Below are 24,791 nucleotides of genomic sequence, written 5' to 3'. Positions count from 1 at the left end.
AGTTTATTGCTTTTAAAAGATCATGAAGCCTCGTTTTACGGGGCTTTTTGTTGCCTAGCAGATAAAATAAAACCTGCTCCAATTGGGAGCAGGTTTAAGCTATTCGTTTCTATGTGATTAAATTCAGAATGATTAAATTACAAAGAGACAACGTTTACAGCAGATGGACCTTTAGCGCCTTCAGTGATTTCGAATTCAACTTTCTGGCCTTCAGCTAGGGTTTTGAAACCGTCGCTTGTAATCGCAGAAAAATGAACAAATACATCTTTGCTACCATCTTCTGGAGTGATAAAACCGAAACCTTTAGACTCGTTGAACCACTTAACGTTACCTTTAACTTTAGACATCAATATTACCTTTAATATAAAATAGACACACCATCAGTGTCCCATTCAGTACATCAGATGTACTAGTGACTTGTCTAGTACTTTGATCACGAAAATCGATAAAAACATAAAAAAATATTAATTATTTTGGAAAACGACTAACAAATTAGCTAAGTTTCAGCCAAAAAGATACTAAGCTAAATGATAATGCCAATATTTATTAGTTTATTGGTATATTATTTCTCGTGATTTAATAACCAACCTTTAATATCTAATCCGCCAGTATAACCCACTAACTTACCATCATGCCCTAACACGCGATGACAAGGGATAACCAACGAAATTGGATTGCGAGAATTTGCCATACCAACAGCACGGCAATAGTTTACTGATCCAAGCTTCAAAGCAAGATCTTTATAACTCCAGCGCTCACCATACGGGATCGATGATAAATGTGACCATACCTTTTTTAGGAACTCAGTGCCTTGCGGATTCAAAGCAACAGTAAATGTTGTTCTTTTCTTATCAAAATACTCTTGTAGCTCTTTTGCACATTGCTGAGTTATTTCATTGATATTTTCAGGCTGTGCCTGTTCCTCAACAAAATAGATACTAGTGATCCCATCATCATCAGCCGTAATCTGTACCCACGGCTTGGGAAATTTTTTCGGCGCAGTTAAATATTGATGGTACATAATATCTCCTTAAGGAAATTCAATTATCTGTTCGTATATACAGTTATAAACTGTATCAATTCTATTTGGCAATGATATTTTTTCTTAGACTAGATCACAGATTCGTTCATCTCTTTTTAAAACTATTTTTTCATTAAAATAGTTAACCTCATAATAATTAGAATAATTATCATTTACAGAAAATCTCACCATATATTGTGTGGTTGAAAAAAATTTAATCTATATATAGTATTCATCTTTCAATGATTACAACAGCAATGCTTTCAAAAATCCAAAGGAATATTATATGTCTGTTATCACTATTTATAGCAAACCTGACTGTGTTCAATGTAATGCGACCTATCAAGCACTGGACCGCAAATCTATTCCTTATCAAGTTATTGACTTAACGCAAGATCAAGAAGCACTTCTCTTTGTTCGCCAATTAGGTTATCAGCAAGTCCCTGTTGTTGTCGCAGACCAAGAACATTGGTCTGGATTTCGTCCTGACATCATCAATCGCCTTTCAGCATAGGAGAGGCTTATGCAAACGGAATCACTGATCTACTTTTCTAGCCATTCGGGGAATTGTCATCGTTTTGTTGAAAAAGTAGCTCTTCCCGCAACGCGTTTACCCATCGGAAGCGCAGATAACGGGATTATTGCGACAAAACCTTTTGTTCTACTTCTGCCTACTTACGGCGGTGGTGGTAGCAAAGGTGCTGTACCAAAAGAGGTGATCCGTTTTCTCAATATTGAAGCTAATCGGTTACTTATTCGCGGAGTAATTGCTGCGGGTAATACCAATTTCGGTGAAGCATACGCCATTGCCGGCAATATCATTGCGAATAAATGCCAAGTTCCTTATTTATATCGCTTTGAATTATTAGGAACAGAAAGAGATGTTCAGCGTGTCCGTGACGGGCTTGAAATCTTTTGGCGAGAAAAAAATAATTAGAGTTATTTCAATGGAAAACATACAAAATAAAACTACTGTTGATTATCATGCACTTAATGCCATGTTAAATCTCTATAACAGTAATGGTGAAATTCAGTTTGAAAAAGATAAAGAAGCTGCGCATCACTATTTCCGCCAGCATGTAAATCAAAACACCGTTTTTTTCCATGATCTCAAAGAGAAGCTCGATTTCTTAGTGAATGAAAACTATTACGAGCCGCAAATCTTAGAGCAATACGATTTTACCTTTATCAAAAAGCTCTTTAAACAAGCCTATGCACACAAATTTCGTTTTCAGACATTTTTAGGCGCATTTAAATATTACACAAGCTATACACTCAAAACCTTTGACGGCAAACGTTACCTTGAACGCTACGAAGATCGCGTCTGTATGGTGGCGTTAACCTTAGCACAAGGAAATACAACGCTAGCATGCCACCTTGTTGATGAAATCATTAGCGGGCGTTTTCAGCCAGCAACCCCCACATTCCTCAATTGTGGTAAAAAACAGCGTGGTGAACTTGTTTCATGTTTTCTATTACGGATAGAAGACAACATGGAATCTATTGGTCGTTCCGTTAACTCGGCATTGCAATTATCTAAGCGCGGGGGCGGTGTTGCCTTTTTGATGACTAATTTGCGCGAGCAAGGTGCGCCAATTAAGTTTATTGAGAATCAATCTTCCGGTGTTGTTCCTGTGATGAAAATGTTAGAAGATGCCTTTTCCTACGCCAATCAACTCGGGGCTAGACAAGGTGCTGGTGCGGTGTATTTACATGCTCATCATCCTGACATCATGCGTTTTCTGGATACTAAACGCGAAAATGCCGATGAAAAAATTCGTATCAAAACACTCTCTCTTGGCGTTGTTATTCCTGATATTACCTTCAAGCTCGCTAAAGAAAATCAAGATATGTACTTATTTTCACCTTATGATATTGAGCGCGTTTATGGCGTGCCGATGTCAGAAATAAGTATCACTGAAAAATATGATGAGATGGTTAACAATAAATCCATCAAAAAACAGAAAATTAATGCACGCGAATTCTTTCAAACGCTAGCTGAAATTCAATTTGAATCCGGCTATCCCTACATTTTATTTGAAGATACAGCAAATCGCGCCAATCCAATTGCTGGCCGTATTAATATGAGCAACCTCTGCTCAGAAATTTTGCAAGTCAATAAAGCCAGTTTATATGAAGATGATTTAAATTATCGCGAAATTGGTAAAGACATCAGCTGTAATCTTGGCTCGATGAATATTGCAAAAACCATGGATTCACCTGATTTTGCACAATCTATTGAAATTGCAGTAAGAGCATTAACAGCCGTTTCTGATATGAGTCACATCACTTCGGTTCCTTCAATTAAGCAAGGTAATGATCAATCCCATGCTATTGGACTTGGGCAGATGAATTTACATGGCTATCTTGCAAGGGAGCACATTTATTATGGTTCTGAAGAAGCATTAGATTTTACCAATATCTACTTTTATACGGTGGTCTTCCACGCGCTCAAAACATCGAATCAATTAGCAATTGAACGCCAATCTGTATTCAATGGTTTTGAACACTCCGATTATGCTAATGGTCACTATTTTGATAAATATATCGACCAAACTTGGCTACCAAAAACGCAAGTCGTTCAAGAATTATTCCGGCGTTCGGGCATCGAAATTCCAACCCAAGCTGATTGGCAGTCACTAAAACAATCTATTATGGAACATGGGATCTACAACCAGAACTTACAGGCTATTCCACCGACTGGTTCCATATCCTATATAAATAACTCAACGTCAAGCATTCACCCTATCGTTTCGCGTATTGAGATCCGTAAAGAAGGTAAGATTGGTCGTGTTTATTACCCCGCTCCATTTATGACCAATGATAATCTTGAATATTATCAAGATGCTTACCATATCGGCCCTGAAAAAATTATTGATACTTATGCAGTTGCCACTCAGCACGTTGACCAAGGTTTATCCTTAACCCTCTTTTTTAAAGATGATGCAACAACGCGTGATATCAACAAAGCACAAATTTATGCATGGCGTAAGGGAATTAAAACACTGTATTACATTAGGCTTCGCCAAACGGCCTTAGAAGGCACTGAAGTTGATGGTTGTGTTTCATGTACGCTATAAAAGGAAAATCAGTATGACCGCCAATTCACCACTTACTCCAGTGAAAGCAATTAACTGGAACCGTATTGAAGATGATAAAGATTTGGAAGTTTGGAACCGTTTAACATCTAACTTTTGGTTACCAGAAAAAATTCCTTTATCAAATGATATTCCTTCATGGAACACGCTAACAGCAAAAGAGCAGCAGCTTACTATCCGTGTTTTTACAGGACTAACACTACTCGATACCATTCAAAATACTGTTGGTGCACCTTGTTTGATGCCTGATTCCCTCACGCCGCATGAAGAAGCAGTGTTGTCGAATATCAGTTTTATGGAAGCGGTACATGCGCGCTCATATAGCTCTATTTTTTCAACGTTTTGTTCCACACCGGATGTTGATGATGCTTATCGTTGGAGTGAAGAGAATAAATCACTACAGAATAAAGCCAAGATAATCTTGTCATATTATTGCGATTCTCATCCATTGAAAAAAAAGGTCGCTAGTGTATTTTTAGAATCCTTCTTGTTTTATTCTGGCTTCTATTTACCTATGTATTGGTCTAGCCGAGGTAAGCTCACAAATACTGCGGATTTAATTCGCCTTATTATTCGAGATGAAGCTATTCATGGTTATTATATTGGCTATAAATTTCAAAAATCATTATTAAATTATGATGAGAAAGTACAGAACGATATTAAAGATTTCACTTTCTCTCTGATGTTTGATTTATATGAAAATGAAGTTAACTATACTCAGGAATTATATGACACTGTTGGCTGGACTGAAGATGTTAAAAAATTCCTTCATTATAATGCAAATAAAGCATTAATGAATTTAGGTTATGAAGCTTTATTCCCTGATGTTGTTACTGATGTCAGTCCTGCTATATTGTCAGCTTTATCCCCTGATGCAAACGAGAATCATGATTTCTTTTCCGGCTCAGGATCATCATATGTGATTGGCAAAGCTGTCAGTACAGAAGATGATGACTGGGATTTCTAGTAATAAGTTAATTTATTTAATCAATCATTCAAATAGCCGTTAAAAACCCATCCCACTGAATAATATCATATTTATTTTGTGGGATTTTTTTCGCTTATTTTTCGTCCTAAAAAATTCATAAACTCACTATTTTCCTGTAACAAAATCAATTTTTGACGAGCAAAATATGTTAACTATTCACATTCATCATTATCAATGGGCAAAAAACATTAATTATTTTTATTAATTTAGCTTTATCTTGAAATTCTTTACAAATTTATTTGGTCTTCCCTCAACCGCCTATAACATTCACTTTTTAAAGAAGTATTTTGATAAAAAATGCATTTAAATATTAAAAATAAATGTATTGGTAACAAAAAGTTACTTATTATCAAACCTATGATTAATTACCAAAATTGAAAGGCATAAAAAACATAGTTTTAAAATTCATATTAATTCATTGACCTCTTTTTTTTGATTAATTGTCCTTAACCAAGGGTTGTCAGCGCATTTTATTATGTTAGCTTATATTGCTTGCAAAATTTATTAATAACCTCAAATGGAGTTGCGGATTTTAAATCATAATTATTTAATTCATATTAAACAAAATAGGAATATCTACCCTAATCATTTTCAAAGAAATAGTTAAACACTAGCATTCAAATTTTTAGTCATCAGATAACTGAATTCACTTTAATTTGAATACTGATGCACTCATATTTATTAATTGAAAAATGGGTAATTACCGTATGGCAATAAAATTAGAAGTTAAAAATCTTTATAAAATATTTGGGGAACATCCTGAACACGCTTTAAAGCTTTTAGAATCAGGAATGGGCAAAGACGAAATCTTTGAAAAAACAGGCTCAACAGTTGGAGTAAAAAACGCCAATTTAGCCATTGAAGAAGGCGAAATTTTTGTTGTGATGGGACTTTCTGGTTCAGGTAAATCAACATTAGTACGCCTTCTCAATCGATTAATTGAACCAACAAGTGGCCAAGTTCTCATTGATGGAGAAGATATCTCCAACATTTCAGAAAAAGCATTGCGTCAAGTCAGACGTACCAAAATCAGTATGGTATTCCAATCTTTTGCATTAATGCCGCACATGAATGTTATCGACAATACCGCTTTTGGTATGGAGTTATCAGGAATGAGCAAAGAAGAGCGCCACAAAAAAGCGATGGATGCCTTACGCCAAGTCAACCTTGAGAAATGGGCAAATTCATATCCTGATGAATTATCAGGCGGAATGAGACAGCGTATTGGTCTTGCGCGTGCACTCGCCAACGATCCTGATATCCTGCTGATGGATGAAGCTTTCTCTGCACTTGATCCCTTAATTCGAACAGAAATGCAGGATGAACTCTTATCACTGCAAGGTGATAAACAGCGCACCATCATTTTTATTTCACATGACCTTGATGAAGCAATGCGCATTGGTGATCGCATTGCCATCATGCAAGGTGGGGTTGTTGTCCAAGTTGGTACGCCAGATGAAATTTTAAATAATCCAGCAAATGATTATGTTAAAACATTCTTCCGTGGCGTCGATATTAGCCAAGTCTTCAGTGCAAAAGACATTGCACGTCGACGCGCGGATGCATTACTTCACGTCGCAGCAGGTTTTGGTCCACGTTCTGCTTTAAAAGTGCTTAACGATGATGACCGAAATTATGGCTATTTAATTTCACGTGGACATACTTTTGCCGGTGTCGTTTCCGTCGATTCGCTTGAAAAAGCACTTCATGAGAAAAAAGGGATTGAAGCAGCCATTATTCCCGACTTAACACCAATCCAAGGGGAAACTCCACTTAATGAAGTAATTTCCATTATTGCGCAAGCGCCTTGTGCAATGCCTGTGGTTAATGAAAAAAATCACTACCTTGGCGTGATATCAAAAGGAATGCTGTTACAAGCTTTAGATAAGGAGACACCGAATGAGTCATAAAACTCAAGAACATCCAATTAATGACCAAGATCCTTGGGCCAGCACAGAGATGACGGATGCCTCAACACAAAATAGTCCCGAGGTCACGCAGTCAGATGATCCGTGGGCTGCAACATCTGAAAATAATCAAACAACTGAAAGTGACCCATGGGGAAGCACCACAGATGCTGGAAGTGTACAAGACTCAGGTGGGAGTGATTGGCTAGATGCAGTGCCAACAGATGCGCCTGTAACTGAGCACTTTAATATCATGGATCCTTTTCAGCATACATTAATCCCTTTAGATTCTTGGGTTACTCATGCTATCGACTGGATAGTGCTCCATTTCCGTCCTGTATTTCAGGGAATACGTGTACCCATTGACTTTATTCTCAGTGGATTTGAACAGTTTCTAACCTCATTACCCTCACCGGTTGCCATTATTTTGTTTGCATTAATTGCATGGCAATTAGCCGGAAAAGCAATGGGAGTAGCGACATTCATTTCCATGATAGTGATCGGTGCAATTGGAGCTTGGTCTGAAGCAATGGTCACACTTTCATTGGTACTGACCTCTTTAATGTTCTGTATCATTATTGGGCTACCTTTGGGAATTTGGCTTGCTCGCAGTGATAGGGCTGCAAAAATAGTCAGGCCGTTACTTGATGCAATGCAAACAACCCCCGCTTTCGTCTATCTTGTTCCTATCGTGATGCTGTTTGGGATTGGTAATGTGCCCGGCGTTGTCGTGACGATTATCTTTGCTTTGCCCCCCATTATCCGACTCACTATTTTAGGTATTAAGCAAGTGCCCGCAGATTTAATTGAAGCTGCTGAATCTTTCGGTGCCAGTCCTCGTCAAATGTTATTTAAAGTTCAGTTACCTTTAGCAATGCCAACCATCATGGCAGGTGTAAACCAAACATTGATGTTAGCACTTTCTATGGTTGTGATTGCTTCAATGATAGCAGTTGGTGGTTTAGGGCAAATGGTCTTACGTGGTATTGGTCGCCTCGATATGGGCCTCGCCTCCGTCGGTGGGGTTGGTATTGTTGTCCTTGCGATTGTGCTTGATCGCTTAACGCAATCATTGGGGAAAAATGCTCGCGGCAAAATGTCTGGTCGCTGGTATCAACACGGCCCTATTGGTCTGCTCACTCGCCCATTTAGCAAAAAAACAGACTAACTCAAACACAACAGAGGTCCCTATAATGAAAAAATCAATTATATTGGCAACTGCTCTAACGACACTTTTTGCCGTCCCTTTAGCCAATGCAGAAAATCTGCCCGGCAAAGGCATTAAAGTTAGCCCTGTACAAAGTACAATCAGTGAAGAAACATTCCAAACTTTAATTGTTGCTAAAGCACTTGAAAAACTTGGCTATGAAGTTGAGCCGATAAAAGAAGTTGACTATAACGTCGCTTATGCATCCATCGCCAATGGTGATGCAACTTACTTAGCGGTTAGTTGGGTGCCATTACACAATGCTCAATATGAATCCGCAGGTGGTGACAAAGCGTTTTATCGTCAAGGCGACTATGTCGTAAATGCAGCGCAAGGTTATCTTATTGATAAAAAAACTGCGCAAAAATATAACATCACCAATATCGAGCAATTAAAAGATCCTAAAATTGCTAAACTGTTTGATTCCAATGGTAATGGTAAAGCAGACTTAACGGGTTGTAATCCTGGCTGGGGATGTGAAGCTGCAATAAATAACCATTTAAAAGCCTATGGTCTAGAAAAAACTGTTGAGCATAATCAGGGTAACTACTCTGCAATGATGGCAGATACGATTACCCGTTATAAAGAAGGTAAACCCATTCTTTATTATACATGGACACCTTATTGGATTGGTGATGTTCTCAAACCTGGCCGTGATGTGACTTGGTTAGATGTGCCTTTCTCTTCAATGCCAAATGGCGAAAAAACAGAGACCAAATTACCTAATGGTAAAAATTATGGTTTCCCACCAAGCACTATGCATATTGTTGCCAATAAAAAATGGGCACAAGAGAATCCTGCGGCTGCAAAACTATTTGAAGTGATGAAACTTCCTGTTGCCGACATTAATGCACAGAATTTAAGAATGCATAATGGCCAATCATCACAAGCTGATATTCAACGTCATACTGATGCTTGGATTAAAGCTCACCAATCAACCTTTGATGGATGGATTGAGCAAGCTCGTCAAGCGGCAAATAAATAATATCATCTCTGATTTGTAGAGATAAAAAGCTAAATATAGGGTCACATACTTATGTGGCCCTAATCTAAAAAGGTAAATATACTTAATAATTAAAAATACAATATTATTTAACGTAATTTATTGAATGATATTTAACTGATTTTTTTTAAAATCAAAAATTAATCAAAAGTCATATACGTCGATAAAATAATCATTTTAATATCTATAATTAAAATATGAATGATTATAACAATAACTGTAATAGCAAATAACAATCATACTGTTACTAAGTCTATTCCTGCCTATTCTACCGCATTATTATGGTATACTTTTCATCAAAATCATGCAGTTCCCGCTAATCATATGCAAATCTTGTCACCTTAATTAAATTGGCATTTTTTGCTTACTCTATGTGACAATATATATTCTATATAATATGCCGTTATTTCATTGAATGAAAAATCCATCAAGGAATATCCTATTTTATCTATACTCCAATCAATTTGAGTTATAGCTAAATAAAAAATGATTAGGCAGTTAGTAATTGTTCACTAACACCAATAGAAATATTAACGAATAGAGTGACTTAAAATATGATAAATCTACAGTCATATTGTCATAAATTATGGGTGTACAATCAATGAATAAAACTCCACAAGCAGAGTTAACTACCGGACTTGTTGTCCTAATGGCGATTGCCACAGGACTTGTTGTCGCAAGTAACTATTATGCACAGCCTCTCCTCGAGACAATTGCGACACAATTTAATTTAACTACCAATATGGCAGGCTTTATCGTCACAGCGGCCCAATTAGGTTATGCAGCAGGTTTACTGTTTTTAGTGCCTCTTGGCGACATTTTCGAACGTAAAAGCCTTGTTTTAGTGATGACATCTTTATCCGCTTTAGGGCTACTAATCACTTCCTTGTCAGATAATATTTGGCAAATTCTCTTAGGTACGGCGCTAACTGGGTTATTTTCTGTTGTTGCTCAAGTGCTCATTCCAATGGCAGCCACCCTCGCCAAACCAAGTCAAAGAGGAAAATCTGTTGGTATTATCATGAGCGGCCTGCTTCTTGGGATTTTACTTGCAAGAACAATTTCAGGTGCAGTTGCAATGGTTGGAGGTTGGAGAGCCATTTATTGGGTCGCTTTTGCGCTGCTCGTCCTATTAATTATTGTGATGGCATATAAACTGCCTCGTTATCACCAAAAAACACATCTTAACTATTTTCAATTACTGTTCTCTATTGGTCAGCTATTTTGTAGTACTCCAGTTTTAGCCGTTCGAGCCCTATTAGGTGCCTTATCTTTTGCAAATTTCGCACTACTTTGGACAGCAATGGCCTTCTTACTGGCTAGCCCGCCATTTAATTATTCGGAAGGAACAATTGGGCTTTTTGGGCTTGTCGGCGCAGCAGGTGCCCTTATGGCAACTCAAGCAGGCCATTTAGTTGATAAAGGCAAAGGTAAATATGTCACCACTATTGGTTTGGTGTTACTGCTACTATCTTGGATCCCAATTGGTTTAGCAAAATATTCTTTAATCGCTTTCATTATTGGTGTTCTGATCCTCGACCTTGCTGTTCAAGCTGTACATGTAACAAACCAAAGCACCCTTTATCGTATTCTTCCTGAAGCACGAAACCGCCTAACCGCAGGCTATATGACCAGTTATTTTATTGGTGGTGCACTCGGTTCTTTATTATCAGGATATGCCTATGAGAAAGCAGGTTGGGAAGGTATTGCCATTTCAGGGGGGATTTTATGTGTAATAAGTATCATTGTCTGGATTATTGGTTTCCGTTTTGATCCTAATATCACACCTACTGATGAATAAAAGATAGAAATACTTTTTCTCACTGTCTTAAACGATTAAAGCCAGCATAGCTGGTTTTAATCTTTTGGTAAAATACCATAATTATGCTATTTCCCTACTTTGTGTTATCAACACAATATCAATGATATCGATTTATCACCGACACATATTAATTGACAATATTGATCAATCATCATAATTTCATAAAATAAACTAATGAATTCGTATTGAAAATGCCATATTCATCGCCACTTTTTACTGGAAAATACGGATAAATATTACTCATAGTTCGTATGTAATTTCATACTAAAATAGTTGCAATAAAAAATGTCATCTGATAACACAGTTAAATAAAAGTATTTTAACAATGTATTGTATAATATAATTTACACCGTCAATCATTATATTAACTTATGATTAACATTTATTTTATTTAAATGTGCTTTTATTTAGCTAATAGCGGAATACTTTACTAATATTACAATATAGCCATGTGAAAAGTAGTTAAACACCACTTTAGCATTGTTATTTATAGTTTCTCCCGGTATTAATTACTATAAAAGAGTAAGCTAATAAGATGATTTTATTGATTTAAAATAACTCAAAAGGCAAGAAAGTTTAGTTGCGCTATACTAAACCGAATAAATTGCATTCATAAAATTTATGAGTGATGACTTTAAATTTTATGACATCGATTAACTACAATTGCTAATTTTAGCTTTTGATATACCATTTAGATAGTTGATGACAGCTGCAATCTTACCAACTGAAACTAATAAGGTATCCAAAATAATGGAAAGTTTAATGGAAAGTTCATTTACCCCAACAGAAGAATTATTAAATACTCGGGTCGCACAGCAAGATTCGCACAGTAATCCAATCCCATATCAAGAAATTCTCTTAACTCGCCTGAGCATGCACGTTCATAGCAAGTTACTTGAATCTCGCAATAACATGCTAAAAGCACAAGGGATCAATGAAACCCTTTTTATGGCTTTGCTGATACTTGATACTGAAGATTCCCGTAGCATTCAACCTTCAGAGCTCAGTACAGCGCTCGGTTCATCACGTACAAATGCAACTCGTATAGCTGATGAATTAGAAAAAAATGGTTGGATTGAAAGAAAAGAGAGTAATAACGACCGCCGTTGTCTTCACCTTCATCTAACTGAGAAAGGTGCTGAATTTTTAGCCGGATTACTTCCCCCTCAGCATGCCGCGCTAAAAGATATTTGGTCTGTTCTAGATAATGAAGAAAAACAGCAGTTGAATAAATTAATGCGCAAATTATTACTAAAGTTAGATTCAGTTAAAGATTACAGTAAATAATTGCCCTTATTATTTTAGGGTTAATGTATTTGAGCCATTTATAAGATGATGAACGAAAAAAACCTTTTCAGTCAGTAAAATTTCGTTATTCTTTCTGTCTAAAGCTTACAATATCCCATCAAGCGATTTATCAATTATTGTTTTAGTTTCCAGTAGTTATAGTTAACTACTGGAAATTTTTGTGATCTAAATGCGAATTTAGCGGAGAAACACTTACATGAGTACCCAAGAGGAATTGCAGCATACAACTAAACCACCTCGTAACAAAAAAAGACAACGTAAAAATGCGTTAATATTACTTATGTTGTTCTTTATTGCTATTGGTGTTGGTTGGAGCATATATTGGTTTTTAGTTCTAAGACATTATGAATCAACTGATAATGCTTATGTTGCGGGGAATCAAGTACAAATCCAATCCCAAATCTCAGGTAGTGTGATGACCGTGAATGTCGATAATACCGATTTCGTAAAAAGTGGCGAGATTCTGGTCGAATTGGACCCAAGAGATGCTGAGCTATCTCTGGATAAAGCAAAAACAACATTGGCCAATAGCGTGCGTCAATCCCACCAGCAAATTATTAATAGTCGTCAATATCAAGCTAACATTGATATGAAAAAATCAGAATTAGTTCGCTTGCAAAATGACTTAAAACGTCGCGAAGTACTCGGTAGTAGTAATCTTATTGGAAAAGAAGAATTACAACATGCGCGAGAAGCCGTTGTTAGTGCAAGAGCAGCACTTGAAGTTGCAGTTGAACAACTCAATGCAAATAATGCCATTGTTCTCGATACCCCATTAGCAAAACAACCTGCGGTCGAACAAGCAGCAACAGAGGTGAGAAATGCTTGGCTTGCACTACAAAGAACCAAAATCGTCAGTCCTGTTGATGGTTATGTTTCCCGCCGAAGTGTTCAGGTAGGTTCTCAAATCACCACCGCAACCCCATTGATGGCAATTGTTCCTTCTCAAGGAATGTGGATTGATGCCAATTTTAAAGAAACTCAACTTGCGGATATGCGCATTGGTCAGCCCGCAAAAGTGACCTTAGACTTTTATGGCAAAGACATTGTTTTTAATGGCACAGTCGTTGGCTTAGATATGGGAACAGGCAGTGCATTCTCTTTGCTTCCTTCTCAAAATGCCACAGGTAACTGGATTAAAGTTGTCCAACGTTTGCCTGTGCGAATTGCTTTAGAGCCAACTCAACTTGAAAAATACCCGTTACGCATTGGGTTATCAACAGAAGTGACTGTTGATACACTGAATAAAGATGGCAAAGTATTATCAAAAGATATGCGTAGTGCGCCAGCTTATCACACATCTGCACTCGCTATTGATATGTCTCCTGCGGATAAAATAGTTACTGAGATAATTAATAATAACTCAGGAAACAAATAATTCGAGGTGTAAAGATGACAAATACACCTTTAACGGGCGCAAAACTTGCTTGGATGACGATTGCTTTATCATTAGCAACCTTCATGCAAGTTTTGGACTCAACCATTGCTAACGTTGCCATACCCACTATTGCCGGTAATTTGGGTGCTTCCAACACACAAGGAACTTGGGTTATCACCTCTTTTGGTGTGGCTAACGCAATTTCAATTCCAATTACCGGCTGGCTAGCGCGTCGAATTGGTGAAGTTCGGCTATTTTTATGGTCAACCGGGCTGTTTGCTCTGACATCATGGCTATGTGGTATTTCTAACAGCCTAGAAATGTTGATCCTCTTTCGTGTTCTGCAAGGTTTAGTTGCAGGCCCATTGATCCCATTATCACAAAGCTTACTGCTCAATAACTATCCACCGCTCAAACGCAATATGGCATTAGCACTCTGGTCTATGACCATTGTTGTTGCACCAATTTGTGGACCTATTTTGGGTGGCTATATTAGTGATAACTATCATTGGGGATGGATATTCTTCATTAACGTTCCGTTTAGCATCGCCATTATTTTTGCCATAATGCGAACATTAAAAGGCCGAGAAACCCAAATATCGATTAGACCAATTGATACTGTAGGCTTAGTGTTACTTGTGGTAGGTATTGGTGCACTACAAATCATGCTTGATCAGGGAAAAGAACTTGATTGGTTTAATTCAACTGAAATAATTGTTTTAACTATTATTGCCGTTGTCGCAATTGCCTTTTTAATTGTTTGGGAGCTCACTGACGAACATCCCGTTATTGACCTATCATTATTTAAAGAACGCAACTTTACCATTGGTTGTATTGCTCTTAGCCTTGCTTATATGCTGTATTTTGGGACGATTGTCCTTATACCACAACTATTGCAAATGGTTTATGGTTACACGGCGACATGGGCAGGTCTTGCTTCCGCACCAGTTGGGCTTCTCCCATTATTGATCACACCAATCATTGGTCGATTTGGAAACCGGATTGATATGCGCTATTTGGTCACATTTAGCTTTATTATCTATGCATTGTGTTATTACTGGCGAGCTTATACCTTTGAGCCTGGCATGAGCTTTGCAGAAGCAGCATGGCCACAATTTGTACAAGGATTGGCAATTGCGTGTTTCTTTATGCCACTAACAACCATTACTTTATCTGGTTTGCCACCAGAAAGAATGGCTTCTGCATCCAGTTTATCAAACTTCACACGAACATTAGCAGGTGCCATCGGGACGTCAATCACCACGACAATGTGGACGCAACGCGAAGCTATGCATCATGAAACTCTGACAGAATTTGTGAATCCTTATAACCCTAATTCACAACATATGCTCAGTGAGCTAGAAAAAATAGGGATGAATGAGATGCAACGTTCTGCTTATCTTGCAAAAACAATTACAGATCAAGTCCTCATTATTTCTGCAAATGAAATTTTCTGGTTGTCTGCTGGTGTGTTTATTCTGTTAATGGTCGTTATTTGGTTTGCAAAACCCCCGTTTAGCCCAGGCTCAAAAAGTGAAGGCGGTGGAGCACACTGACAAAGCGACACCACTTTAGAATAGAAATTGGTCAGTCATTTTATTGTCTATTTTGCGGAGTAAATTTAACAGCAAAATAGACAAAAACAAAAAAACGGTATATTGGCAGCGGGTAACCGCTAATAAATATACCGTTTTTTATCTAGTTAATATCTTAATTATATATAAGATAACTATTTAATATTACTTTTTAACATTATTTTGCTGCCACCACTGCGCAAGCATAATGCCGGTTGCCACAGAAACATTGAGACTTTCTACTTTTCCAGTACCGCCAATGTATAAGCTCATGTCGCCATGATCCCACACACTATCGCTCAAACCATCACTCTCTTGGCCGAGAACAAGTACCATTTTTTCAGGTAACTTAGCTGTGGCAATATCTTGGCTGCCTTTATGGCTAGATGTTGTGACGATAGTATAACCAGCATCACGAAATTTATTCAATGTGGAAGTTAAACCATCTGCATCAATAGCTTTAATGTGCTCTGCTCCACCTTCTGCGGTACGGATTGCAGCACCAGATTCAAGCATACCTGCATCTTGTAAAATGACACCTTGCACGCCAAAGTGCGCACAACTCCGCATGATCCCGCCTAAATTATGAGGATTCCCGACATCTTCTAAGGCTAATACACAATCTTTCGCAGGTGCTTGTTGTAAATACGTTTCAACATCCATGCCACCGCGTTTTTTGATAATAAAACATACGCCGCCATGATGCTCAGTGCCTGAAGCTTTTGTTAACTCTTCATCGTCAACCACATGATATGCTTTACGGTTTGCAGCCATCCATTTTAACGCATCACGAAAACGTGGTGTGACTGATTGCAAAAACCATGCACGTACAATCGCATCAGGGCGATTTTTAAACATGGCTTGGCAAGCATTCTCACCATAAATTCGCGTTTCTTCTTGGCGCTGTTTACGTAGTTGTTCCGGATCAATTTGACTCTTACCCGAAATACCACCGTGATCAGGGATCAATTCATCACTATCTGGCTTAGAAACCGTGCGCCATGGTGAACGTTCTGGTGAATAACCACCTCGATTACCTTCTGAGCGACCTGAACGCTCTGAACGTTCATTACGTCCACCGCGTCCATCTCTTTTCTTATTATCTTGTTGGCGTTTATCTTTGCCTTTATACCCTTTAGTGTCATCCTGTCCTTCACTACGGACGAACATCACTTTTACTTTGCCTTTCTTACCATTAAAATCGCTAGAGTCGTTCATTCATATCCCCTACTAAGCTATGGCGCGAAGATTACATGATGTTGCCAAACTACGCCACTGATACCTCTATTATCGCACTGAAAAGATATCGAATATAGCGCTATCACCCTTACATAGATTTCCGTACAATGTGCGCTTTGTTTTTGACAACTGCCAAATACAGCCTCTAACATGACTCAAAATGCCGTTTATACTTTACGCCAACAACGTTTGTTACTTTCAACTAAAGCTTTTAAAGCAAGAGGTTGCCGGGTAAAACGCTGTCAATATTGTCTATTACCTGTTCCACAATGTCTCTGCCAAGAAACACAATCTTCTCACGCAAGCAGCCAATTTTGTTTAATTATGTTTGATGGCGAAGTATTCAAACCAAGTAATACAGGAAAATTAATCGCTGATATCTTACCTGATACATTAGCATTTCAATGGTCAAGAACAAATCCTGAAGAACAACTGCTGTCAGCGCTCAAAGATACAACCAGACAACCTTATCTCATTTTTCCAGAAAGCTATGCACAAGAAGGCAGAACAGTTGTTAATCAACCAATACTCAATGATAAACCTGCACTTTTTATTCTACTGGATGGTACTTGGCCTGAAGCGCGAAAAATGTTTCGAAAAAGTCCTTATCTTGATGATATTCCAATTTTATCTATTAATACTAAAGCACGTACAGATTACTTACTGCGCACACCATCACGAGAAGATCAACACTGCACCGCAGAAGTCGCTGCAACAGTGCTTGAGCTTGCGGGGGATATTCCTGCTTCAGAACAGTTATTCAACCATTTCAACCTATTTAGACAAAAATACTTGGAAGGCAAACCTCATCACCCTGTAGCTCAAAAACTACGTGCAGAACTTAGTGAGAAAGAGGCTGCCATTAATCCTATTTACCCGAGTGAATGATAACCATTAGGTAGGAAATCACAGCTAGATTAATCTAAAACGTGAACATGCTTATAAACTTGGCAGGTTAAACTGGCGTTAAGAATGAGATACGGCTTAGTATTAATCAATATCTTAATGTTAATTGAGCGATGGTTGCGCTCACCAAAGCAAAAGGTTTTCTGCCATGGGATTAGTGAGTCAATTAGAGTCATTATTTAGACCAAAATCCATTGCGGTTATTGGTGCCTCAGAAGATCCAAACCGAGCGGGTTCTGTCATGATGAAAAACCTGCTAACAAATGGTTTTAAAGGTCCCATTCTACCCGTGAATCCAAATAGAAACTCAATCTTTGGTGTGCTTGCTTACCCATCAATTGATAAACTGCCTTTAAAACCCGAACTCGCGGTAATTTGCACACATCATGCAAAAAATATCGAGTGTTTACGGCAATTAGGCGAATATGGCTGCAAAGTTGTTATTATTTTATCATCGCCATCCATTCAATTTCATGAACTCAAAAAAATAGCCCAACAATATCAAATCAGAATACTTGGCCCAAATAGCTTAGGAATACTCGCCCCTTGGCAAGGTCTTAATGCCAGCTTTTCACCAATCCCAATATTAAAAGGCAAGCTCGCTTTTATTTCACAATCTGCGGCTGTATCTAATACTGTGCTGGATTGGGCGAGACATCGTGATATTGGCTTTTCTTACTTTATCGCCTTAGGTGATAGCCTTGATATTGACATTGATGACTTACTGGATTATCTCGCTAGGGATGGTAAAACAAGTGCAATTTTGCTTTATATTGAAAGTATTAGTGATGCACGACGTTTTCTTTCTGCTTCACGTAGCGCTTCACGCAATAAGCCTATCCTTGTCATTAAAAGTGGTCGAACGCGCAAAGCTCAAGAGCTTCTTGGTGAGAAACCCAGTTTAGATGCCGCATATGATGCCGCTATTCAACGAGCCGGTCTTCTACGCGTTCAAGATACGCATGAAATGTTTTCAGCCGTTGAAACATTAAGCTACATGACGCCATTGCGTGGTGAACGTTTATCTATTATCAGCAATGGCTCCGCACCTGCTGCCATGGCATTAGATGAGCTATTACAGCGAAATGGTAAACTGGCGACACTCAGTGAAGAGACAAAAAATGAGCTTAGCGTCCTCCTTCCTCTTGATTTATCAACGCAAAATCCAATTAATTTAGGGGATGACTCAACAATTGATCGCTATATTGCAGTCTTAAATAAAATGCTCGATAGCCACGATCATGATGCTTTGCTTCTTATTTATACACCAAGCGCGATTACAGAAAGCAGAACAGTTGCCGAAAAAGTCATAAAAGCGATTAAACAGCACCCTAGAAGCAAATGGTTAACTATCTTCACTAACTGGTGTGGTGAATATTCCGCACAAACTTCTCGCCGTTTATTTAGTGAAGCAGGTATCCCGACTTACCGAACGCCTGAAGGGGCAATAAGTGCTTTTATGCACATGGTTGAATATCGTCGAAATCAAAAACAATTAAAAGAAACCCCTGCTTTACCCATCGGTATTACCGCCAATACGCAGCAAGCTCATGTTTATATTCAAGATGCCTTGCAAAACAATAATCTGCACTTAGATACACATGAAGTTCAGCCTATATTGCAAGCTTACGGGCTAAATAGTCTGCCAACTTGGATTGCGCACTCCAGTGATGAAGCAATTGAAATAGCAGAAAAAATTGGCTATCCCGTTGCACTAAAATTACGCTCTCCAGATATTGTTCATAAATCTGAAGTTCAGGGCGTCATGCTTTATTTACGTAATGCCAAAGAAGTTGGTGATGCGGCAAAAGCAATTATTGAAAGAGTTTCAACGAATTTCCCTAATGCACGAATTGAAGGTCTGCTGGTGCAAAGTATGGCAAACCGAGCAGGAGCACAAGAGTTACGGATAGCGGTTGAGCAAGATCCAATATTTGGGCCGCTTATCATGCTTGGTGAAGGCGGGATTGAATGGCAGCAAGAAAGCCAAGCGGCTGTTGCCTTACCACCACTCAATCTAGCACTCGCAAGATATTTGGTTATTCAAGCCATAAAAGGCTATAAAATTAAGCCTCGAAGCGCGCTAACCCCATTAGATATTTCAGGTTTAGCTAGCCTACTTGTCCGTGTATCCAACTTAATTATTGATTGCCCAAATATTTCACGACTTGATATTCACCCTTTACTTGCTTCAGGTAATGAATTCACTTTGCTTGATGTTTCTATGGAATTAGTTCAGGATGATGAAAATCAAAAATCTAGACTAGCCATTCGCCCTTATCCAAGTGAACTTGAAGAAACAATCTCACTCAAAGAAGACATTAAATGTTTGTTGCGCCCAATCTTACCGGAAGATGAACCACTATTAAAATCCTTTATTGATCAAGTCACTAAAGAAGATTTGTATTATCGTTATTTTAGTGAAATCAGTGAGTTTACACATGATGATCTCGCCAATATGACCCAGATTGACTATGATCGTGAAATGGCTTTTGTTGCCATAAAAAATCCTGACACTCACCCCGAAATTCTGGGCGTCACTCGTGCAATGGCGGATCCGGATAATCAAGAAGCTGAATTTGCGGTATTGGTAAGATCAGATATGAAAGGGATATCACTCGGTTATCAATTAATGAATAAATTACTCAGCTACACACGATCACATGGGATCAAAAAACTCACGGCAATCACCATGCCAGAAAATCGCAATATGATTAGTTTAGCTAAGAAATTAGGGTTCCAAATCGATGTGCAATTCGAGGATGGTATTGTAAACTTAACCTTACATTTATAAACAATAAACCAACAACAATATGTACAATAAATAAACAGAAATCAATTTATTCTAAATGATTAGCCTAAATATGCTATCATCCACCGATCATTCGCTTACCTATTGGCATGAAGCGATTTGCTATTGGACTAATAAGAGAAAATTTACACTGTGATGTTGTCAAAATTAAAACAAGCAAAACATCAACAATATTTGGCAAATTTACCTAAATTGTCACAATCAATTGCTGATGTTAGAACGCTATATAAGACAGAAGATTTTCGTGATGCCTTACTTGAGCAAATTTCTCTCGCTCAGAAGACTATCTACATCACTGCTTTATATTTAGAAAAAGATGATGCAGGTAAAGATATTCTTCATGCACTCTATGCGGCCAAGCAAGCTAATCCATCATTAGATATTAAAGTGTTTGTTGATTGGCATCGAGCGCAACGAGGCAGAATTGGTGCAGCCGCTAATTCAACTAATGCAGATTGGTATTATGATGTTGCTTCACATTATCCAAATATAGATATTCCTATTTATGGTATTCCCGTAAATACTCGTGAAGCCTTAGGTGTTTTACATCTAAAAGGTTTTATATTTGACGACACATTATTATATAGTGGCGCGAGTATTAATGATGTCTATCTACAACGTCATGATAAATATCGATATGATCGTTATCAATTAATAAAAAATAGTCAATTAACCGCTTCAATGAAAGCTTATATTGATCAAGCATTTTTACCTGCGGAAGCAACGCATTTATTAAATTCTGCAACTAAACCTAAAACAGCCGAATTTAAAAATGATATCAAACAATTTAGAGCTGCATTAAAAGCAAGTACTTATAATTTTACAAATAATGCTTCTAATACTGAACTCGCGGTAACGCCATTAGTTGGTTTAGGTAAAAAAAATGAGCTTAATTGTACGATTACTCATCTCATGAGCTCAACAGAAGATAAACTAACAATTTGTACGCCTTATTTTAATCTTCCTGCTTTACTTGTTCGAATTATTACTAAATTACTCAGGAATGGTAAACAAGTCGAAATTATCATTGGTGACAAGACAGCTAACGATTTCTATATTCCACCATCAGAGCCATTTAAAATTATTGGTGCTCTTCCTTATCTGTATGAAATAAATCTACGTCGCTTCGTTAGCCGCTTACAGAGGTTTATTGATAACAAACAGCTGACCATTCGCTTGTGGAAAGATGAAGATAATACATTCCATCTAAAAGGAATGTGGGTAGATAAACATTGGCAACTGATTACAGGTAATAACTTAAATCCTCGTGCTTGGGGGCTTGATCTTGAAAATGCTGTACTCATTCATGATCCTAACCAAGAAATGCAAGAACAACGCCATCAAGAGTTAGAATGTATTCGTATGCATACAAAAGTTGTCAATCATTATCGAGAATTAGAAAGTATTCAAAGTTATCCTATAAAAGTGAAAAAACTTATTCGTCGATTACGTCGTATAAGAGTTGATAGGTTAATTAGCCGGATCTTGTAATATAGAATTAGTTTATTGAATAGCGCCACATCTGTGGCGTTTTTTTAACTTATGTTGATTAATAAATAAGATGAAACAATATAAAAAATTATTTTCTCTATTATTGATATCATTATTTTTTACAACAGGATGCTCAGGTTTTCATTGGGCAAATGATAATTGGCAAGGCAAAGATAAAGCCCAGCATTTTGCATTTTCTGCGGCAGCAGCAATCGGTGCAAATGCCTATGCAGATAAACAAAATTGGCAACACAGAAAAGCGGCACAATTTGGCTTACTATTCTCCATTTCTCTTGGTGCTGCTAAAGAACTTTATGATAGCAGACCAGCAGGCACTGGTTGGAGCTGGCATGATTTTGCTTATGATGTTGCTGGAGCAATAACGGGTTATAGCCTTTATCAATCTTTGAAATAATATATTTGCTCATAATACAACTACACCTTATATTATAAATTCTAGCTCAATAAATCATTCACTTTCATCTTTAAAAGATTAAAACCATAATTAACTGAACAATAATATACGAATATAATCACATATTATGTGTATATTACTATTTAATATTCTACAAGATATTTGTATTACCATTAAAAACACACATAATAAATAAATTAAAAAATGTACCTCGCCAGAGTTTAAAACATAAAATATAAGAGAGAAATAAAAAATACAGCGTTAATTTTTTGTATTTTCAATAATACCTTCTATACTTTAGTCATTAACAAGAAAATGACAAATAATAAGATAAAGAGTATAAAGCTAAAAAATACATAGTAATAAACTAAATATAGTTATTGAAGTATTTATTTTATAAACATTTATTTTTTTATATTTAAAATATAGGTGGTAATCAATGGAATTTAATATAAATGAGATTGTTAATGTTAATAATATAAAAAATTGCTTTGATCATATTCAAATTGATGAAATGATAAAAAACCTTCAAAAGACAATAACAGGTACCTATCCCTTACCCGAGTCTTTATCCGCACAAGAAGCCAATGATTTAATAGATATTTTCAGTTGGATTTGTGAAATTGAGCCACAGGTAACGCTGGACATAATATCCTCTTTTCTCACTATATACTCATCATATGATGAAGAAAAGAATAATATAATCGATATTCACGACTGGTTTATAGTAAAAAGAGAACCAACAGAATCAGGAGATATTCCAGGTTTTGTCATAATAATAACCTTAGGCCCTAATTTTGACGGACATAAAGTTATTCATGCAATAAAACGACTTATCGATGCCGATAAAAGAACTAAACAACGATTTATCGTATTATTAATGAGCTATATTTTTTATGAACAGTTTCATTATCCACAACCAGAAACTGGAGTTTATAATATTGCAAACAATAAATTTGAGCAATTAAAATGGGTTTATCGGTATTGGTTCAATCAACTGGAAGTTGCAGAAAAAGGCTCTGATTTAGAATCATTTTTTTTATCAGAGAATATTAATATTCAAATCAAACAACCACCTATGATTACTATCCCCCCAGTTCCGCCAGAAGTTTGGAAAAGGTCAATATCAGTATCTTGTGGTGGCGATTTATTAGCTGTAGACGTCCTTACCCCAAAAAATACAAAATATTTATTCGATGATATTACTGACTTTTACAGTAGTGCAGATATTGTTAGTGCAAATTTAGAATCAACCGTTGATGACGAAGCCGAATTTGGGCGAATTCCTGTCGAGGGCAAACCATTCAAAATGAATACCCATAAATCAATGTTTGAGAAATTTCGTAATGAAGCAAAAATCAACTTTTTCAGTACTGCGACAAATCATGCCATGGATTTAGGTAAAGAAGGTGTTCTTAAAACTCTCGATGTTTTAAAACAATCAGGTGCTTACTACTCAGGGACTGCCGCAAGTACCGCTGAACAAGAAGACGTTGTTATATTTGATAAAAATGGATTAAGAATTGCTCTGCTTGCCTTTACCTTCGACCTGAATGGATATAATGTTCCTGAAGATGAACCATATCTAGTTAACGTAGTTCGTTTTAATGATGCGGACCCAGAACCTGATTATTCACTAATTGAAAATCAAGTAGCCATAGCTAAAGCAAAAGGTGCCGATCACATTATTGCTTATTGTCACTGGGGATGGGAGTTCGAAATGTATCCTCACGTGAATATTGTCGAAGCAGCACATAAAGTGATCGAGTGTGGTGTTGATACAATACTTGGTAATCACCCACATGTTAGCCAACCCGCACAATTAATAGAAAGGGATAATATGCCACCTGCATTAGTTATTTATGCATTTGGTGACTTTGTAAGTTATCACCCAGATAGTAGAAACTCAAAACTCGCCTATCTTATTAAATTTGATATTGTTATCATTTCAGCATCAAATATTCCAACCTACTCAGACTTCATCAATATAATGATGGATTAATGYYCWATGAATATGGGCGAGTATAGTAGAAAAATGCGAAGACAATAGCCAAGTTTTGTCGACCACTTCACAACATTTTTGTCTCGGCCTTTGTACTGACTAAGATACTGCATTTACGCCATTATCTTTTCACCGCCGATAAAGTTCCTCTCTAAAACACTGTGCTCACATCATCATYTCATCATGAAAAAGGYGAAAAGTTAAAAGTGATAAAAAGGCTAAAAAYAGGRGMGATTTTTCTGTGCCCCAAATCATAAACAACKGCATAATGCCCATAAACACCTTCCCTTATTTAGGTTACGAATATTAGCTTGAACATCTATATCGTAGCGGAGAGGTGTTTTTCTTGGTATACCCCTTTGACTCCACCTGCAAAGCCGGGGTTTTATGTTTAAGGCGCTAACGTGACTTAAATCAGCTAAAGCCMAAACGCAAAAAAGCCACCCAATGGGTGGCTTTCTCACTAATTGAATGTCTGGCAGTTCCCTACTCTCACATGGGGAGACCCCACACTACCATCGGCGCTACGGCGTTTCACTGCTGAGTTCGGCATGGGGTCAGAGGGTGGGACCACCGCGCTATTGCCGCCAGACAAATTCTTGTTTTATTCCCGTTAYGCC

At 37.4% G+C, this 24,791-nt stretch carries 19 protein-coding genes and 1 rRNA gene; 16 read left to right on the top strand and 4 right to left on the bottom strand.

The genetic code is table 11. From position 1 onward, the window contains the following. Positions 1–137: 137 nt before the first annotated feature. Positions 138–347, bottom strand: a complete 210-nt coding sequence (cspE, locus tag OO7_RS05720; RefSeq protein WP_008915010.1) for a transcription antiterminator/RNA stability regulator CspE — start codon at positions 345–347, stop codon at positions 138–140. A 215-nt stretch (positions 348–562) separates the two neighbouring features. After that, positions 563–1,021 (bottom strand): methylated-DNA--[protein]-cysteine S-methyltransferase, encoded by a 459-nt coding sequence (locus OO7_RS05715; protein ID WP_008915009.1) that lies wholly within the window; start codon positions 1,019–1,021, stop codon positions 563–565. A gap of 286 nt (positions 1,022–1,307) precedes the next feature. Here OO7_RS05715 and nrdH point away from each other — a divergent pair, with 286 nt between their 5' ends. From nrdH to emrB, 11 genes are all read left to right on the top strand, one after another. Beyond that, positions 1,308–1,535, top strand: a complete 228-nt coding sequence (gene nrdH / locus OO7_RS05710; protein ID WP_008915008.1) for a glutaredoxin-like protein NrdH — start codon at positions 1,308–1,310, stop codon at positions 1,533–1,535. Between the two features lie 9 nt (positions 1,536–1,544). Next, positions 1,545–1,958, top strand: a complete 414-nt coding sequence (nrdI, locus tag OO7_RS05705; RefSeq protein WP_008915007.1) for a class Ib ribonucleoside-diphosphate reductase assembly flavoprotein NrdI — start codon at positions 1,545–1,547, stop codon at positions 1,956–1,958. Positions 1,959–1,968: 10 nt separating this feature from the next. Beyond that, complete coding sequence (gene nrdE, locus OO7_RS05700; RefSeq protein WP_071524175.1) at positions 1,969–4,101, top strand: class 1b ribonucleoside-diphosphate reductase subunit alpha; 2,133 nt, start codon at positions 1,969–1,971, stop codon at positions 4,099–4,101. Positions 4,102–4,114: 13 nt separating this feature from the next. Further along, entirely contained in the window at positions 4,115–5,086 is a 972-nt protein-coding gene (gene nrdF, locus OO7_RS05695; RefSeq protein WP_008915005.1) for a class 1b ribonucleoside-diphosphate reductase subunit beta, read from the top strand. A gap of 728 nt (positions 5,087–5,814) precedes the next feature. Beyond that, positions 5,815–7,017: a glycine betaine/L-proline ABC transporter ATP-binding protein ProV gene (proV, locus tag OO7_RS05690; RefSeq protein ID WP_008915004.1), complete on the top strand. Its 1,203-nt coding sequence runs from the start codon at positions 5,815–5,817 to the stop codon at positions 7,015–7,017. Beyond that, complete coding sequence (gene proW / locus OO7_RS05685; protein ID WP_008915003.1) at positions 7,007–8,182, top strand: glycine betaine/L-proline ABC transporter permease ProW; 1,176 nt, start codon at positions 7,007–7,009, stop codon at positions 8,180–8,182. The genes proV and proW overlap by 11 nt, the downstream gene beginning before the upstream one ends. A 25-nt stretch (positions 8,183–8,207) precedes the next feature. Next, positions 8,208–9,206 carry a glycine betaine/L-proline ABC transporter substrate-binding protein ProX gene (gene proX, locus OO7_RS05680; RefSeq protein ID WP_008915002.1) on the top strand — a complete coding sequence of 333 codons (999 nt, stop codon included), beginning with the start codon at positions 8,208–8,210 and terminating at the stop codon, positions 9,204–9,206. A gap of 619 nt (positions 9,207–9,825) precedes the next feature. Then, on the top strand, positions 9,826–11,025 hold the full coding sequence (locus OO7_RS05675) for an MFS transporter (protein WP_008915001.1): 1,200 nt from the start codon (positions 9,826–9,828) through the stop codon (positions 11,023–11,025). A gap of 783 nt (positions 11,026–11,808) precedes the next feature. After that, the gene (gene mprA / locus OO7_RS05670; protein ID WP_008915000.1) at positions 11,809–12,333 is read left to right on the top strand and encodes a transcriptional repressor MprA; all 525 of its coding nucleotides are present in this window, start codon (positions 11,809–11,811) and stop codon (positions 12,331–12,333) included. A 217-nt stretch (positions 12,334–12,550) separates the two neighbouring features. Continuing rightward, the gene (gene emrA, locus OO7_RS05665) at positions 12,551–13,732 is read left to right on the top strand and encodes a multidrug efflux MFS transporter periplasmic adaptor subunit EmrA (RefSeq protein ID WP_008914999.1); all 1,182 of its coding nucleotides are present in this window, start codon (positions 12,551–12,553) and stop codon (positions 13,730–13,732) included. 14 nt (positions 13,733–13,746) lie between these two features. After that, a complete protein-coding gene (gene emrB, locus OO7_RS05660) occupies positions 13,747–15,288 on the top strand; it encodes a multidrug efflux MFS transporter permease subunit EmrB (protein WP_008914998.1) in 1,542 nt (513 codons plus the stop codon). A gap of 183 nt (positions 15,289–15,471) precedes the next feature. On the opposite strand, the gene OO7_RS05655 is transcribed toward emrB, so the two are convergent. Next, positions 15,472–16,524 (bottom strand): tRNA/rRNA methyltransferase, encoded by a 1,053-nt coding sequence (locus OO7_RS05655; protein WP_008914997.1) that lies wholly within the window; start codon positions 16,522–16,524, stop codon positions 15,472–15,474. Positions 16,525–16,695: 171 nt separating this feature from the next. On the opposite strand from OO7_RS05655, the gene OO7_RS05650 reads away from it, so the two are divergent. From OO7_RS05650 to OO7_RS05630, 5 genes are all read left to right on the top strand, one after another. Next, positions 16,696–17,433 (top strand): tRNA-uridine aminocarboxypropyltransferase, encoded by a 738-nt coding sequence (locus OO7_RS05650; RefSeq protein WP_008914996.1) that lies wholly within the window; start codon positions 16,696–16,698, stop codon positions 17,431–17,433. Between the two features lie 166 nt (positions 17,434–17,599). Further along, positions 17,600–20,245 (top strand): bifunctional acetate--CoA ligase family protein/GNAT family N-acetyltransferase, encoded by a 2,646-nt coding sequence (locus OO7_RS05645; protein ID WP_008914995.1) that lies wholly within the window; start codon positions 17,600–17,602, stop codon positions 20,243–20,245. A gap of 153 nt (positions 20,246–20,398) precedes the next feature. After that, complete coding sequence (gene pssA / locus OO7_RS05640) at positions 20,399–21,754, top strand: CDP-diacylglycerol--serine O-phosphatidyltransferase (RefSeq protein ID WP_043892658.1); 1,356 nt, start codon at positions 20,399–20,401, stop codon at positions 21,752–21,754. Between the two features lie 70 nt (positions 21,755–21,824). Then, positions 21,825–22,169, top strand: coding sequence for a YfiM family lipoprotein (locus tag OO7_RS05635; RefSeq protein WP_008914993.1), 345 nt, complete (start codon positions 21,825–21,827; stop codon positions 22,167–22,169). Between the two features lie 439 nt (positions 22,170–22,608). Further along, positions 22,609–24,171, top strand: a complete 1,563-nt coding sequence (locus OO7_RS05630) for a CapA family protein (protein WP_008914992.1) — start codon at positions 22,609–22,611, stop codon at positions 24,169–24,171. Positions 24,172–24,644: 473 nt separating this feature from the next. On the opposite strand, the gene rrf is transcribed toward OO7_RS05630, so the two are convergent. Continuing rightward, positions 24,645–24,763, bottom strand: a 5S ribosomal RNA gene (gene rrf / locus OO7_RS05625). Between the last annotated feature and the right edge of the window lie 28 nt (positions 24,764–24,791).

The sequence above is a fragment of the Providencia sneebia DSM 19967 genome (assembly GCF_000314895.2).
GTDB lineage: Bacteria > Pseudomonadota > Gammaproteobacteria > Enterobacterales > Enterobacteriaceae > Providencia > Providencia sneebia.
Note: the sequence above shows the minus strand (reverse complement) of the source record. Positions and strands in the feature narration are given on the sequence as shown.

Coding starts and splice junctions, on each gene's coding strand:
- cspE (WP_008915010.1), bottom strand. CDS start 347: ATGTCTAAAGTTAAAGGTAACGTTAAGTGGTTCAACGAGTCTAAAGGT.
- OO7_RS05715 (WP_008915009.1), bottom strand. CDS start 1,021: ATGTACCATCAATATTTAACTGCGCCGAAAAAATTTCCCAAGCCGTGG.
- nrdH (WP_008915008.1), top strand. CDS start 1,308: ATGTCTGTTATCACTATTTATAGCAAACCTGACTGTGTTCAATGTAAT.
- nrdI (WP_008915007.1), top strand. CDS start 1,545: ATGCAAACGGAATCACTGATCTACTTTTCTAGCCATTCGGGGAATTGT.
- nrdE (WP_071524175.1), top strand. CDS start 1,969: ATGGAAAACATACAAAATAAAACTACTGTTGATTATCATGCACTTAAT.
- nrdF (WP_008915005.1), top strand. CDS start 4,115: ATGACCGCCAATTCACCACTTACTCCAGTGAAAGCAATTAACTGGAAC.
- proV (WP_008915004.1), top strand. CDS start 5,815: ATGGCAATAAAATTAGAAGTTAAAAATCTTTATAAAATATTTGGGGAA.
- proW (WP_008915003.1), top strand. CDS start 7,007: ATGAGTCATAAAACTCAAGAACATCCAATTAATGACCAAGATCCTTGG.
- proX (WP_008915002.1), top strand. CDS start 8,208: ATGAAAAAATCAATTATATTGGCAACTGCTCTAACGACACTTTTTGCC.
- OO7_RS05675 (WP_008915001.1), top strand. CDS start 9,826: ATGAATAAAACTCCACAAGCAGAGTTAACTACCGGACTTGTTGTCCTA.
- mprA (WP_008915000.1), top strand. CDS start 11,809: ATGGAAAGTTCATTTACCCCAACAGAAGAATTATTAAATACTCGGGTC.
- emrA (WP_008914999.1), top strand. CDS start 12,551: ATGAGTACCCAAGAGGAATTGCAGCATACAACTAAACCACCTCGTAAC.
- emrB (WP_008914998.1), top strand. CDS start 13,747: ATGACAAATACACCTTTAACGGGCGCAAAACTTGCTTGGATGACGATT.
- OO7_RS05655 (WP_008914997.1), bottom strand. CDS start 16,524: ATGAACGACTCTAGCGATTTTAATGGTAAGAAAGGCAAAGTAAAAGTG.
- OO7_RS05650 (WP_008914996.1), top strand. CDS start 16,696: ATGACTCAAAATGCCGTTTATACTTTACGCCAACAACGTTTGTTACTT.
- OO7_RS05645 (WP_008914995.1), top strand. CDS start 17,600: ATGGGATTAGTGAGTCAATTAGAGTCATTATTTAGACCAAAATCCATT.
- pssA (WP_043892658.1), top strand. CDS start 20,399: ATGTTGTCAAAATTAAAACAAGCAAAACATCAACAATATTTGGCAAAT.
- OO7_RS05635 (WP_008914993.1), top strand. CDS start 21,825: ATGAAACAATATAAAAAATTATTTTCTCTATTATTGATATCATTATTT.
- OO7_RS05630 (WP_008914992.1), top strand. CDS start 22,609: ATGGAATTTAATATAAATGAGATTGTTAATGTTAATAATATAAAAAAT.